This window comes from Pseudoxanthomonas sp. SE1 (assembly GCF_029542205.1).
GTDB lineage: Bacteria > Pseudomonadota > Gammaproteobacteria > Xanthomonadales > Xanthomonadaceae > Pseudoxanthomonas_A.
In genome coordinates this window covers 3789263-3803025 of the sequence record NZ_CP113783.1, presented here as the reverse complement: position 1 = coordinate 3803025, position 13763 = coordinate 3789263, and the positions used below count along the sequence as shown (strand labels likewise).

Annotated in this window: 12 protein-coding genes; 4 read left to right on the top strand and 8 right to left on the bottom strand. The window is 67.9% G+C overall.

From position 1 onward, the window contains the following. Positions 1 to 2: 2 nt before the first annotated feature. The gene (ccoN, locus tag OY559_RS17890) at positions 3 to 1442 is read right to left on the bottom strand and encodes a cytochrome-c oxidase, cbb3-type subunit I (protein ID WP_277727630.1); all 1440 of its coding nucleotides are present in this window, start codon (positions 1440 to 1442) and stop codon (positions 3 to 5) included. Positions 1443 to 1650: 208 nt separating this feature from the next. Here ccoN and OY559_RS17885 point away from each other — a divergent pair, with 208 nt between their 5' ends. From OY559_RS17885 to cydX, 3 genes are read left to right on the top strand one after another with little or no spacing between them, the layout of a single operon-like run. Next, a complete protein-coding gene (locus OY559_RS17885; RefSeq protein WP_277727629.1) occupies positions 1651 to 3237 on the top strand; it encodes a cytochrome ubiquinol oxidase subunit I in 1587 nt (528 codons plus the stop codon). A gap of 12 nt (positions 3238 to 3249) precedes the next feature. After that, positions 3250 to 4398: a cytochrome d ubiquinol oxidase subunit II gene (gene cydB / locus OY559_RS17880; protein ID WP_277727628.1), complete on the top strand. Its 1149-nt coding sequence runs from the start codon at positions 3250 to 3252 to the stop codon at positions 4396 to 4398. Between the two features lie 9 nt (positions 4399 to 4407). Beyond that, the gene (gene cydX / locus OY559_RS17875) at positions 4408 to 4527 is read left to right on the top strand and encodes a cytochrome bd-I oxidase subunit CydX (protein ID WP_277727627.1); all 120 of its coding nucleotides are present in this window, start codon (positions 4408 to 4410) and stop codon (positions 4525 to 4527) included. Between the two features lie 6 nt (positions 4528 to 4533). Here cydX and OY559_RS17870 read toward each other — a convergent pair whose 3' ends face one another. The 7 genes from OY559_RS17870 to OY559_RS17840 are packed head-to-tail and all read right to left on the bottom strand — an operon-like array spanning position 4534 to position 12180. After that, positions 4534 to 6144 (bottom strand): family 43 glycosylhydrolase, encoded by a 1611-nt coding sequence (locus tag OY559_RS17870; RefSeq protein WP_277727626.1) that lies wholly within the window; start codon positions 6142 to 6144, stop codon positions 4534 to 4536. A gap of 22 nt (positions 6145 to 6166) precedes the next feature. Then, positions 6167 to 7840, bottom strand: a complete 1674-nt coding sequence (locus tag OY559_RS17865; RefSeq protein WP_277727625.1) for a glycoside hydrolase family 43 protein — start codon at positions 7838 to 7840, stop codon at positions 6167 to 6169. An 11-nt stretch (positions 7841 to 7851) separates the two neighbouring features. Then, the gene (locus OY559_RS17860; protein ID WP_277727624.1) at positions 7852 to 8763 is read right to left on the bottom strand and encodes a 2-dehydro-3-deoxygalactonokinase; all 912 of its coding nucleotides are present in this window, start codon (positions 8761 to 8763) and stop codon (positions 7852 to 7854) included. Further along, on the bottom strand, positions 8760 to 9659 hold the full coding sequence (locus OY559_RS17855) for an SMP-30/gluconolactonase/LRE family protein (RefSeq protein ID WP_277727623.1): 900 nt from the start codon (positions 9657 to 9659) through the stop codon (positions 8760 to 8762). The genes OY559_RS17860 and OY559_RS17855 overlap by 4 nt, the downstream gene beginning before the upstream one ends. A 4-nt stretch (positions 9660 to 9663) precedes the next feature. Continuing rightward, on the bottom strand, positions 9664 to 10815 hold the full coding sequence (gene dgoD, locus OY559_RS17850; RefSeq protein ID WP_277727622.1) for a galactonate dehydratase: 1152 nt from the start codon (positions 10813 to 10815) through the stop codon (positions 9664 to 9666). Beyond that, on the bottom strand, positions 10812 to 11435 hold the full coding sequence (locus tag OY559_RS17845; protein WP_277727621.1) for a 2-dehydro-3-deoxy-6-phosphogalactonate aldolase: 624 nt from the start codon (positions 11433 to 11435) through the stop codon (positions 10812 to 10814). The genes dgoD and OY559_RS17845 overlap by 4 nt, the downstream gene beginning before the upstream one ends. Positions 11436 to 11439: 4 nt before the next feature. Next, positions 11440 to 12180, bottom strand: a complete 741-nt coding sequence (locus OY559_RS17840; protein WP_277727620.1) for an SDR family oxidoreductase — start codon at positions 12178 to 12180, stop codon at positions 11440 to 11442. A gap of 291 nt (positions 12181 to 12471) precedes the next feature. On the opposite strand from OY559_RS17840, the gene OY559_RS17835 reads away from it, so the two are divergent. Further along, positions 12472 to 13473, top strand: a complete 1002-nt coding sequence (locus tag OY559_RS17835; protein ID WP_277727619.1) for a LysR family transcriptional regulator — start codon at positions 12472 to 12474, stop codon at positions 13471 to 13473. Positions 13474 to 13763: the final 290 nt, after the last annotated feature.

Here is a 13763-nt window from a genome sequence, read left to right as displayed (position 1 = left end):
CCTCAGGCGCGCGCTTGGCTGGCATCGGGCGGCAGGATCGGCTGCGGTGCGGTGGACCTGGCCGCCTGGAAGGTCTTCCAGGTGTTCCAGGCCATCAGCAGCATGCCGACGAATACCAGCAGGCCGCCGCCCAGGCGGACCAGGTAGTAGGGATAGGTGGCGTTGAGCGCTTCGACGAAGCTGTAGGTCAGCGTGCCGTCGGCGTTGGTGGCGCGCCACATCAGGCCCTGCATCACGCCGGCGATCCACATCGAGGCGATGTAGAACACCACGCCCAGCGTGTGCAGCCAGAAGTGCGTGTCGATGGCCTTGATGGAGAACATCTGCTCGCGGCCCAGCAGCTTGGGCAGCATCGCGTAGACCGAACCGATGGTGATCATCGCCACCCAGCCCAGCGCACCGGCGTGCACGTGGCCGATGGTCCAGTCGGTGTAGTGGCTCAGCGAGTTGACCGTCTTGATCGACATCATGGGACCTTCGAAGGTCGACATCATGTAGAACGACAGCGAGACGATCAGGAACTTCAGGATCGGGTCGGTGCGCAGCTTGTGCCACACGCCCGACAGCGTCATCACGCCGTTGATGGCGCCGCCCCAGCTGGGCGCCAGCAGGATCAGCGAGAACACCATGCCCAGGCTCTGCGCCCAGTCCGGCAGCGCCGTGTAGTGCAGGTGGTGCGGGCCGGCCCACATGTAGATGGCGATCAGCGCCCAGAAGTGCACGATCGACAGTCGATAGGAGTAGACCGGGCGGCCGGCCTGCTTCGGCACGAAGTAGTACATCATCCCCAGGAAGCCGGCGGTCAGGAAGAAACCCACCGCGTTGTGGCCGTACCACCACTGCACCATCGCATCGACCGCGCCGCTGTAGACCGGGTAGGAGTGCAGCAGGCTGCTCGGCAGCGCCAGGCTGTTGACGATGTGCAGCAGCGCCACCGCGATGATGTAGGCGCCGAAGAACCAGTTGGCCACGTAGATGTGCTTGACCGCACGCTTGGCGATGGTGCCGAAGAACAGCACCGCGTAGGACACCCAGACCACCGCGATCAGCACGTCGATCGGCCAGATCAGTTCGGCGTATTCCTTGCCTTGGGTCAGGCCCAGCGGCAGCGAGACAGCCGCCAACACGATCACCAGCTGCCAGCCCCAGAACACGAAGGCGGCCAGCTTGTCGGAGAGCAGCCGCACGTGGCTGGTCCGCTGCACCACATGCAGGCTGGTGGCGAACAGCGCGCAGCCGCCGAACGCGAAGATCACCGCATTGGTGTGCAGGGGGCGCAGGCGACCGTAGCTGAGCCATGGCAGGTCGAAACTCAGCGCCGGCCAGTAAAGCTGGGCCGCGATCAGCACCCCCACCAGCATCCCCACGATGCCCCAGACCACGGTCATCACCGTGAACTGCCGCACCACCTTGTCGTTGTAAGTCCCCTGGACGCCTTGCATGCGGCCTCTCCTATTCTGGTACGGTGGATTCTCGGGTCCATTCAGGGGGCCCGCATTGATCAGGATCAACCCTTTCCCGACAGCCGGTCGGCGGCGGGGCGCGCAGGATGCCGCAGGGCCGCGCGAAGAGGGGTGCGACAGAAGGTCACCCCCCTTTGCGATGGGGGGGGTCTAGAATCCACCACGGACACCCGGGAGCCCCTACGCCATGCCGGACATGACCGTTGTCGAACTGTCCCGTCTGCAATTCGCGCTGACGGCGATGTACCACTTCCTGTTCGTGCCGCTGACGCTGGGGCTGTCCTTCATGATCGCGATCATGGAGAGCGTCTACGTGATGACGGGGCGCGACATCTGGCGCCGCATGACGATGTTCTGGGGCACGCTGTTCGGCATCAACTTCGCCATGGGCGTGGCCACCGGCATCGTGATGGAGTTCCAGTTCGGCATGAACTGGTCCTACTACAGCCATTACGTGGGCGACATCTTCGGCGCACCGCTGGCCATCGAAGGCCTGATGGCGTTCTTCCTGGAAGCGACCTTCATCGGCCTGTTCTTCTTCGGCTGGGACAGGCTGTCGCGCGTGAAGCACCTGATGGTGACGTGGCTGGTGGCGCTGGGCACCAATTTCTCCGCGCTCTGGATCCTGATCGCCAACGGCTGGATGCAGTATCCGGTGGGCGCCGAATTCAATCCCGTCACCATGCGGATGGAGGTCACCGACTTCGCGGCGGTGCTGTTCAACCCGGTGGCGCAGGCGAAGTTCGTGCACACCGTCAGCGCAGGGTACGTGCTGGGCGCGGTGTTCGTGATGTCGATCAGCGCGTTCTACCTGCTGCGCGGACGCCATGCGGACCTGGCCAAGCGCTCGATGGCGGTGGCGGCCAGCTTCGGCCTGGCCGCGTCGCTGTCGGTGGTGGTGCTGGGCGACGAGAGCGGCTACGTGGCCGGCGAGAACCAGAAGATGAAGCTGGCCGCCATCGAGGCGATGTGGGAGACCGAGCCGGCGCCGGCGGGATTCACCGCCTTCGCGATTCCCGACCAGGAGGCGCGCGCCAACCGGTACGCCGTGCACATCCCGTGGGTGATGGGCCTGATCGGCACGCGCTCGTTCAACACCGAAATCCCCGGCATCGGAGAGCTCGTCGAACGCGCCGAGGGACGCATCCGCAACGGACAGCTGGCCTACGCGGCGCTGCAGCAGTTGCGCGCCAACCGCGAGGATGTGCAGGCGAAGGCGGTGTTCGATCAGCACTGGCGCGACATGGGCTATGCGCTGCTGCTGAAGCGATACCGCGAGGACATCGGCAGCGCCACCGACGCGGAGATCACGCGCGCCGCGGCCGACACCATCCCGCGCGTGGCGCCGCTGTTCTGGAGTTTCCGCCTGATGGCGGGCATCGGCTTCTACTTCATCGCGTTCTTCGCGCTGGCATTCTGGCTGGCGACGGTGCAGAAACTGGACAGGTACCCGTGGTTCCTGAAACTGGCGCTCTACAGCCTGCCACTGCCCTGGCTGGCGATCGAAGCCGGTTGGCTGATCGCCGAGTACGGACGGCAGCCCTGGGCCATCGATGGCGTGCTGCCGACCTTCATGGCGGCATCGGGGCTGCAACTGCACCAGGTCGTCATCTCGCTGACCGGTTTCGTGCTGGTCTACACCACGCTGGCGATCATCGACGTGTACCTGTTGCGCAAGGTGATCCTGAAAGGGCCGGATGACGTACCCGGTGGCGAGCGGCGACCCGACCAGGCAGGCGCGCCGCTGGCGCCCGCGTCCACGACCGTGGCCTGACAGGAGGACGACATGGACACGATTCCCCTCGACTACGCGACCCTGCGCCTGATCTGGTGGCTGCTGCTGGGCATCCTGCTGATCGGCTTCGCCGTGATGGACGGCTTCGATCTCGGCGTCGGGACGTTGCTGCCGGCGGTGGCGCGCACCGACGCCGAACGCCGGCTGGTGCTGAATGTGGTGGGCCCGGTCTGGGAAGGCAACCAGGTGTGGCTGATCCTGGGCGGCGGCGCGATCTTCGCGGCGTTCCCGGCGTTGTACGCGGTCAGCTTCTCGGGCTTCTACCTGGCGATGTTCCTGATCCTGTTCGCGCTGATCCTGCGCCCCGTCGGCTTCAAGTTCCGCAGCAAGGTGGAAGACCCGCGCTGGCGCGCGGTGTGGGACTGGGCATTGTTCGTCGGTGGCTTCGTGCCCGCGCTGGTGTTCGGCGTGGCCATGGGCAACGTGCTGCTGGGCGTGCCGTTCCATTTCGACGACACGCTGCGCATCCACTACAGCGGCGGCTTCTTCGCGCTGCTGTCGCCGTTCGCGGTGCTGTGCGGCCTGGTCAGCGTCGCCATGCTGGTGGCTCATGGCGCCAGCATGCTGGTGCTCAAGACGGACGGGCCGGTGGCGATGCGTGCGCGGCGCCTCGGCTCGCTGGCGGCGGTGGCGACGGCGGTGTTGTTCGTGCTGGCCGGCGTGTGGGTGGCGAGGGGCGTGGACGGTTACGCCGTGGTCGGGGCTGCCGTGACCGACGCCGCGTCCAATCCGCTGTTCAAGCAGGTGACCAGTGCGCGCGGCGGCTGGATGGCCAACTACCAGGCCATGCCCTGGACCTGGCTCTTCCCGGTACTGGGCGTGGCGGGGTCATTGGCCGCGGCGGCACTGTTGCGTGCCGGGCGCGGCATGGCGGCCTTCCTCGCCTCCGCGCTCGCCATCGCCGGCATCATCCTGACCGAAGGGCTGGCGGTGTTCCCGTTCCTGCTGCCGTCCTCCACCCATCCCGCATCCAGCCTGACACTGTGGGATGCCTCTTCCAGCCACCTGACGCTGTTCGTGATGCTGGTGGCTACCGTCGTGTTCCTGCCGCTGGTGCTGCTGTACACCGCCTGGGTCTACCGCGTGCTACGCGGCAAGGTAAGCCCGGAAAGCCTGGAACAGAACCACAACGCCTACTGAGGAACGACCATGTGGTACTTCTCCTGGATACTCGGCGTCAGCCTCGCGGCCAGCTTCGCCATCCTCAATGGCATGTGGTACGAGATGCGCGAGAACGATCGCGCCAACGCAACCGACGACGCGACGTGACGCGCCTCAGGCGAGCGCGCGGTAGCGGAAGTCGCTGAACTCGACCGCACCCGTGCCGGCACTGTAGAGCGCCAGCCGGAGACTGAGGAAACCGCCGAACACGTTGTGATGCAGGCCGGAAACTTCCATCCGCGTGTCCAGCCGCGTCCATGTGCGGCCATCGTCGTGCGAGTGGTGCCAGGTCACCACGTGGTCGTCGTTGGTCAGGCGCAGGCGCACGCGCCGGCTCGGCAGCGACTGCCGTGCCCAGGTCTGTTCTTCGGCGTACTGGAACACGCGCAATCCTGATGGCGTGAAGCCGAGCCCGACGAAGGCCTTCGGGTTGTAGAACAGCAGCAGGCCCCCTTCGCCTTCTCCCACCAGCGTCAGCGTGACCTCGGCCTGGTAGGCACGGTCGCCGACGATGCAGGCCAGCGGGCTGCCATCGGCAGGCGATGTGCCGGCGCCGGCGAGGCGGAGCGATCGCGTTCCGTAGCGGATGCGCTGCATCTCGTCAGGCCGGGGCGCGTGGAAGGCCCATTGCGTGCCGAGCCGGTCGGTCGAGAAATCATCGGACAGCGCGACACCGGCGATGCCGACTTTGCCATTCCGTGGAGCCGGCAACGGTTTCGACAGATCGCCGCCACGCGCACGGAACCAGCCGTCGTCCGTCCATTCGATCGGTTCCAGCAGCGTCTGCCGCCCGAGCGTGCGGTACCCGTTCTCGTAGCCGTGGTAGACCATCCAGCTGTCACCGGCTGGACCGTCGACGAGTGTTGCGTGGCCGCGCGACCACCAGGGTTCGGACGCGTCCTGCGTGCGTACCAGCGGGTTGTGCGGGCAGTGCTCCCATGGGCCGTGGATCGAACGCGAGCGTGCGGCGATCACCATGTGGCCGGTGACCGGGCCGGCGGTGCCGCCCACCGCGGTGACCAGGTAGAACCAGTCGCCGCGGCGCGTCAGCTTGGGGCCTTCCGGCGCGAAGTTCTCGGTGATCCAGTCGTCCGGATAACGCCACGGGCTGTATGCATGCTCCAGCATGCCGTCGGTCGCCAGGCCATCGTCGGTGAGCCGCACCTTGCGGATGCCGTTGACGAACAGATAGCGCCGGCCGTCTTCGCCGACCGCGTGGCCGGGATCGATGCAGCCATCGATGTGCAGGTCGACCGGTTCGCTCCAGGGGCCGCGGATGTCGTCGGCCCAGATGACGTGGATCTTCCACGCCCCGCCTTTCGCCAACGAAGGCAGGTAGATGAAGTAGCGGTCGCCATGCTTGCAGAGATCGACGGCCCAGACGGTGCCGACGGGCGTGTGCAATGCGGGTCCGAGCGGCGTCCAGTTGACCAGGTCGGTGGAATGCCAGATCACCAGGCCGGGATAGGCATCGAACGACGAGAACGTCATGTAGTAGTCGTTGCCGTCCTTGAGGATCGTGGGATCCGGGCGGTCGCCCGCGACGACGGGATTGAGATAGGTGCCGTCGCCGAGATCGGCCTTGCGCTGGCCTTCGATGCCGGTGGCGTGCGGTGGCAGCGACGGCGCACAGGCGGTGGTCGCCGCAGCGCGTGATGCCAGCGGCCATGCGGCCAAGCCGGCGAGGCCGGCTTTGAACAATCCGCGACGCGAGGTACCTGGCATGTGGCTTCCCGTGATGGCGTGGTCAGCGGCGGACCGCGTACGGTCCGAACGTGTTGCCGATGAAACCGCCCGCGGTCTCCACGCTCAGCAGGCTCGCATCCAGGCCGGAGGCGACGGATGTCCACTCGCCTGGTGCCAGCGCGTAATCGGCATCCAGGCGCGGGCCGTCGAGGCGGAAGCGCAGCGTGATCGGCATGGCGCTCGCATCCAGCGGGATGCGCGCCAGCCGTTCGCCTTCCTTCGCGCCCTCGCGGCTGCTGCGCCGGTACAGCGACACCGCCACGCCACGCGCGTCGCGTTCGACACCGAGCACGTAGTGACCGTATTCGTTCTGGATCAGCGCGAGTCCGGCCAGCTCCCCGGGCGCGGGATCGAACGAGGCGATCGTCGTTTCCAGCGTGGCGTTGTGGTGCTGAAGACGGTGCGCGACATAGGACGGTTGGCCGGGCGTGGCGCCGAATCCGCCGAGCGGCATCACGCCGGGCGAGAGCGTCAGACCCTCTGCGCCGGTGGTGTACCACTTCGTCTCCGGCGGATGCAGCGTCATCCACGACAGCGGCAGCGCCGGCGCATCGAAGCGCTCCCTCCATTCGATCGGCCCGGTGGTCGGCAGCGGCTGTGGATTGCGCGGCAGGTCCGGGCGCTTCACGACCACCGGCACGCGTTCGCCGCGCGGCAGGATCACCGGCCAGCCGTCCTGCCACGTGACCGGCAACAGGAAGGTCTCGCGGCCCAGGTTGTACTGGTTGCCGCGGTACGGACGTGTGGCAAGGAAGACTGCCCACCAGGAGCCGTCCTTCAGCTGCACGAACTGCGCATGCCCGGTGGACGTCACCGGATCGGCGCGTTTCGGGTCGAGATCGCGCTGGGTCAGCGACGGATTGCCCGGGAATGCCGCGTACGGACCCGTCAGCGTGCGGCTGCGCCAGACCATCTGCGCGTGCTGCTCGCCGGTGCCGCCCTCGGCGGCGGTCAGGTAGTACCAGCCGTCGTGCTTGAAGATGTGCGGCCCTTCGACGTGCTCGGGATTCGTCGACGGGTCGGCGCCGCCGTCCACCAGCAGGATGCGTTCGCCCACGCGTTCGCGCCTGTCGAAGTCGAAGCGCTGCAGCCAGACCGCGCGGTGGCCGTCATAGCGCAGCTTTCCATCGGGCACGTCGTTGTGCACCACCCAGGCGCTGCCATCGTCATCGAAGAACAGCGAAGGGTCGATGCCGCTCGCCCCGAGCCAGATCGGGTCCGACCACGGGCCTGCCGGATGCTTCGCGGTGACCACGAAATTGCCACGGTCGCAGTAGAAGCAGGTGTTGGCCACGTAGAACGTGCCGTTGCGGTGGGCCAGGGTGGCGGCGAAGAGGCCGCGCGTCAGTTCTTCCTTGTCGCCGTAGTCGATCTGGCCAGGGCGGTGGATCGCGTTGCCGATCTGCGTCCACGACACCAGGTCGGTGCTGTGGAAGATCGGCAGGCCAGGGAAATAGCCGAATGTCGAGGTGACGAGATAGAAGTCGTCGCCGACGCGGATGGCGGACGGGTCCGGATAGAAGCCGGCCACCACCGGGTTGCGGAACTGCGTGGTGTCGATGGGCGGGCCACCATCGTCGCCCGCATAGCGCACCTCGCGGAAGACGGCATCCCCCGCGCATGCGGACGCCATCGAAAGAATGCCCATCACCGCCAGTGCGCAACGTGTCAACATGGTTTGCTTCCTCAAGTGGTGGTGGCGGCGCTCGTGCGCCGTGACCACAGCGCATGCAGCCCGCGTGCGGCCAGGTCTTCCGGGTGTCGCTGCACGCCGACGCCCAGCGTGGTCAGCGCATGCGCATAGGACGCCAGCAGGCGGTCGTTGCCGACCAGGTGGACCTGTGCAGGACGCGGTGCGTGCGAAAACAGGCCCGACGCGCGCAGTTCATGGCCGATCAGCAGGCCGGACAGGTACGACGGCAGCGCCGGCTCGGCGAGCTGCTGGAACAGGCCGGTGGTACGGACCCCGAACAGATGGTGCAGCAGGCCGCCTGCGTCCGCGCTGCGCTTGAGGCCGGCGTCGAACGCATAGCCGTCGAAGCGCACGTCGCCGACCGGCATCAGGCGTCCCAGGATGCTGTGCTGGCGCAGGACCGCGTAGAGCTCGCCGGTCATCGCGGTCGCGATCCGCTGCACCCTGCCGTCGCGCACCGTGACCCATTTGCTGTGCGTCCCGGGCAGGCAGACCAGGTGCGTGCCGCCGGGCAGCACGTCCAGCAATGCCGCCAGTTGCGTCTCTTCGCCGCGCATCACGTCGGGCACGGTATCGGAATCGTTGTCCCGCAATCCCGGGACCAGCCACAGCGCCCGCTCGTCGAAGCCCGGAGGCTGGAAGCGCTGCATGCCCAGCGCCAGCGCATGGTTGCCGGCGGGGCAGGGCAGATAGGGCATCTCGTGCCAGCCGCCGCGACCGCCGACCATCCCGCACAGCAGGACGTCGGTGTCGTCCCAACCGGCGATCTCCTGCGCCAGCACGTCGCCGAAGCGTCCACCGCAGGCCATCACGCCGTGGTCGCTGCGACGGCGCTCGCGGACCTGCCCATCGTCGGCCATGCGGTACAGGCGCAGGGTGCTGGTGCCCCAGTCCACGGCGATCATGGCAGCCGCACCCGGTCGATATCGCGGGCGAGACGACGTTCGTTGCGATGGGCGAACACGCCCCCCGACAGCGGGTGCATCGCCAGCGCGGCGGCATCCAGTCCGACGCGGGCGCTGGTGATGTAGAGCGTGTCGTCGTGCAGCACGCAGCAAGAAGGCTGCGGTGCGGGGACCGCCACGATGCGGTCGATCCGGCCATCCGGCAGGTAGCGCACCACGCGGCCCGCGCCCCACTGTGCATTCCACAGCGCGCCTTCGGCATCGACGATGGAACCATCCGGCTCCGCGCCGGTCAGGTCGAGGTCGACGAACACCGCGATGTCGGACACGCTGGCGGTCGCCGCGTCGTAGCTGCAATGCAGGATCCGCGGCGTCACCGAGTCGCAGAAATACATCCGCGTGCCGGTGGCATCGAAGCAGATCGAATTCGGGATGGCCACGCGCGGCAGCGCGAGTTCACGCAGGCCATGCGTGGCCGTGTACTGGTGGAAGCGGCCGGCCGGACGCAGGTCGGCGTGTTCGCTCTTCGTGCCGAACACGAAGCCGCCGTGACGATCCGCGCGGCCGTCGTTGATGCGGGTCATCGGGTCGTCGGCTTCGACGTCGGCCAGCTTGTCGAGGGAAAGTTCGCGGCTGGACAGCTGCGCTTCGACATCACTCGCGTACAGGCCTTTGGCCAGGCCCAGCAGCAGGCGTCCGTCTTCGCCCAGTGCCAGGCAGCCGAGCGGCGCGGGCAGCGACCAGGTATGCGTGTGCCCGCTGTCGGGATCGTGCCGCCACAGTTCGGCGGCGAGGATGTCGGTCCAGTACAGGACGCGCCGGCGGTCGCACCACAGGATGCCTTCGCCCAGTGCGCAGCGGCTGTCGACGACCAGGGTCGCCAGCGCCGTCGTCACGGCGTCACCACTCGGCCACGCTGCCATCGGCATGCCGCCACAGCGGGTTGCGCCAGCGCGGCGGCTGCCGGTGCGCTTCGATCAGGCGTTCTTCGTCGATCTCCACGCCCAGCCCGGGTTTGGGCAGCGCGGCGATGCTGCCGGTGCCGTCGCAGCGGAAATCCTCCTTGTTGAGCACGTAGTCCAGCAGGTCGGCGCCCGTGTTGTAGTGGATGCCGATGCTCTGTTCCTGCAGCATTGCGTTGTGCGACACGAAGTCCACCTGCAGGCACGCCGCCAGCGCCACCGGGCCCAGCGGGCAATGCGGTGCCAGCGCGACGTCATGCGCTTCGGCCATCGCCGCGATCTTCACGCACTCGGTGATGCCGCCGGCATGCGACAGGTCGGGCTGCAGGATCGCCAGTCCGCCGGCGGCGAGCACCGGTTTGAACTCGGCGCGCGAGTACATGCGCTCGCCCGCGGCCAACGGGATCGAGGTCGCATCGGACAGCGGGCGGTAGTACTCCCATTGCTCGGGCAGTACCGGCTCCTCGACGAACAGCGGCTTGAACGGCGCCAGTTCGCGCAGCAGCACGCGCGCCATCGGCGCGCTGACACGGCCGTGGAAGTCGATGCCGAAGTCGACGCGGTCGCCCATCGCGTCGCGGATCGCGGCGACCTTGGCCACCGCCGCGTCGATCGCGCGCGGGCTGTCGATCAGCTTGAGTTCCTCGGTGCCGTTGAACTTGAACGTGTCGAACCCTTGCGCCTGGTACGTCCGCATCTGCGCGACGATGTCGGCGGGGCGGTCGCCGCCGACCCAGCGGTAGGTCTTCATGCGGTCGCGCACCAGGCCACCGAGCAGCTGGTACACCGGCACGCCCAACGCCTTGCCCTTGATGTCCCACAGCGCCTGGTCGATGCCGGCGATGGCGCTCATCAGGATGGCGCCGCCGCGATAGAAGCCGCCGCGATAGAGCACCTGCCACAGATCGTTGATGCGTGCCGGATCCTGGCCGATCAGGTAGTCGGACAGTTCGTGTACGGCCGCTTCCACGGCGTGCGCGCGACCTTCGATGACCGGCTCGCCCCAGCCGGTGATGCCTTCGTCGGTTTCCACCTTGAGGAACAACCAGCGCGGTGCGGCATGGTAGGTGCTGAGGCGGACGATCTTCATGCGGCGTGGTCCAGGTAGGCCTGCCGGAAACGCCGCGCGTGTTCGCGCGTGCGTTCGACCGGTTGGCCGGGCTTGTAGAGTTCGCCGCCGATGCCGGCGCCCTGACAGCCGGCTGAGAGGTAGCCGGAGAGGGTGTCGGGCGTGACGCCACCGACGGCGAAGAGGGGAACCGGCGGCAGCACGCTGCGCAGCGCGCGCACCATCGCCGGTCCGTAGACGGATGCGGGGAACAGCTTCAGCATCTGCGCGCCGGCATCGAGTGCGTCGAAGGCTTCGCTCGCGGTGGCGAAGCCGGCGGCGACCTGCAGGCCGCGTTCGATCGCGTGCCGGATCACCGGCGGACGCGTGTTCGGCGTGACCATCAGGCGCCCGCCGGCGGCGACCAGTGCATCGACATCCGCGGTCGTCAGCACGGTGCCGGCGCCGATCATCGCGCGCTGGCCGAAGGCGTCCACGGCGATGCGTACGCTGTGTTCCCAGTCCGGCGAATTGGCCGGTATCTCGATCGCGTCGTAGCCTTCCGCCACCAGCACGCCGACATGCGCGGGTACCTCGGCGGGCGTGATGCCGCGCAGGATCGCGATCAGCGGCAGGGCGAAGGGGAGGGGTGGGCTGTCCATGCGCTCAGTCGTGATAGACCTGCGAACGGCCGCCATCGATGGTGATGTCGGTGGCGTTGATGAAGCGGGCTTCGTCGCTGGCAAGGAACAGCGCGGTATAGGCCACTTCCTCCGGCGTGCCGATGCGTTGCGGCGGCAGCAGCGCGGTCTGTTTCTCGCGCGTGCCGGGCTCGCGTTCGAACCAGGCTTCGATGCGCGGCACCAGGATCAGGCCGGGCGAAATCGAATTCACCCGGATGCCGTGCGCGGCGTACTCGATGCCGAGCGAACGGGTCAGGCCGATCAGGCCGTGCTTGGCCACCGGATAGGGGAAGCAGCCGGCGATGATCTTGTGCCCGTGTACCGAGGCGATGTTGACGATGGAGCCTGCACCCTGCGCCAGCATGGCCGGCAGCACCGCGCGACACAGGTGCCATGCACCCTTGAGGTTCAGCGCGAAGCAGCGTTCCCAGTCTTCGTCCGACAGCGACAGCGGCTCGGCGAACACGTCGGCGCCGGCGTTGTTCACCAGCGCATCGATGCGGCCATGCCGTGCGCGCACGGACTGCACGACGGCATCGACGGCGGCGGCATCCGTGATGTCGGCGAGGTGGTGGGTGACGCCCGCGTCGGTGGAGGTCGCCGGCTGCCGATCGAGCCCGATGACGGTGGCGCCCTCGCGGGCGAACAGGCGCGCGGTCGCCGCGCCGATGCCGCTGGCGGCGCCGGTGACGATGGCGATCTTGCCGGACAGTCGCGTGCTCACGGATGTCCGCTTGCGGGTGGCGTGGACGCGACGATGGCGCCGGCACGCGGGGTGCCGTCGGACTGCGATGTCGCCATGGGGCCCTCCTCCCGGCGTGGATCGGATGCGGAATCACCATGCGGCGGGCCTGTGCCGGCCGTCCGCGGGTGACGCCGTGGCGGGCGGCCCGGAGTCCCGGCCAGCCCGCCCTTGAAGCGTGGCATAGCCTCGCGTGGGCATCTATGTACGACAAATGAAATTTTTGTCATAGGCTATTCCCAGTGCGAATAGCTCATTCGCCCGGAGGTTCCCATGGTCCAACCCACCACCGGCTGGTTCGGCGCCACCCGGCTCAAGACCCGCCATCTCACCCTGCTGCTGCACCTGTACGAGCAGCGGTCGGTGCTGCGTGCCGCCGAGGCCGCCAACATGACCCAGCCTGCCGCGTCCAAGCTGCTGGCGGAAATGGAAAGCCTGCTGGGCGTGCCGTTGTTCGAGCGTCACGCGCGCGGCGTGGAGCCCACCTGGTATGGCCAGGTACTGATCCGCCGGGCGCGCTCCGCGCTGTCGGAGATCGGTCGTGCCCACGACGAGATCGCCGCGCTGCGCAGCGGGCGGATGGGCCAGGCGTCCATCGGCACGGTGGTGAACCCGGGCACCACCCTGGTTCCCCAGGCGGTTGCGGCGGTGAAGCGCGACTTCCCCGACATCCTCATCAAGGTCGAAATGGACTACAGCCGGCCCCTGGTCGCCAAGCTGCTGGATGGGCAACTGGACATCGTCATCGGTCGCATCATGGGCCCGGAAGGCGCAGGCGAGCTGGACTTCGAGCCGCTGGCGGACGAGCCGCACGCCGTCATCGTGCGCGCCGGGCATCCGCTCACCCGGCGCCCGCGCATCACCCACGCCGATCTGGTCGACTACGGCTGGATCATGCCGCCGGCCGCCAGCGTGCTGCGCTCGCGGCTGGACGCGGTGTTCCTGGAGCACGGCCAGCCACCGCCGCAGAACATCGTGGAGACCGCCTCGCTTCCGGTGATCATCCACCTGCTGCGGCACAGCGACATGCTCACCGCGCTGCCGGCCGAATCCGTGGGCCCGTACCTGCAGACCGGCCAGATGTGCGTGCTGCCGATCGAGCTGGGGGTGCGCATGGAGTTCTTCGGCATCGTGCGCCGCCGCGACCAGCTGCTGTCGCCAGGCGCCGAGCGCGTGCTGGAGGCGCTGCGGGCGACTGCCCGCCGCCTGTATGCCGAACCGGAGCCGCCGCGTCCCGCAGGCGCATCGCCCCCGGGTGAGGGTCCCCCGGGCTGAGCCGGCCGAGCTATTCGGGTTCGATATAGCTGGTGATCAATATTTCATTGGTACGGCATGTCAGCGCCGCCTATGCTCCCGCCGCAGTCACAAAGAGCGGTCCCACGGCCGCCGGTTGATTGTCCGGGTCGGGCCAGATGCCTTTCGCCGCCCTGACATCCGCCACGGATGGATCCGCACCACCGACGACCGCGGCCGGAGCCGCAGCCGCCACATGCTTCATCCGGCCGAAAGACGCGAAGACGTCCGCGGATCGGGACCACAACTCAATCGCTTGTCATGTGTCCTGG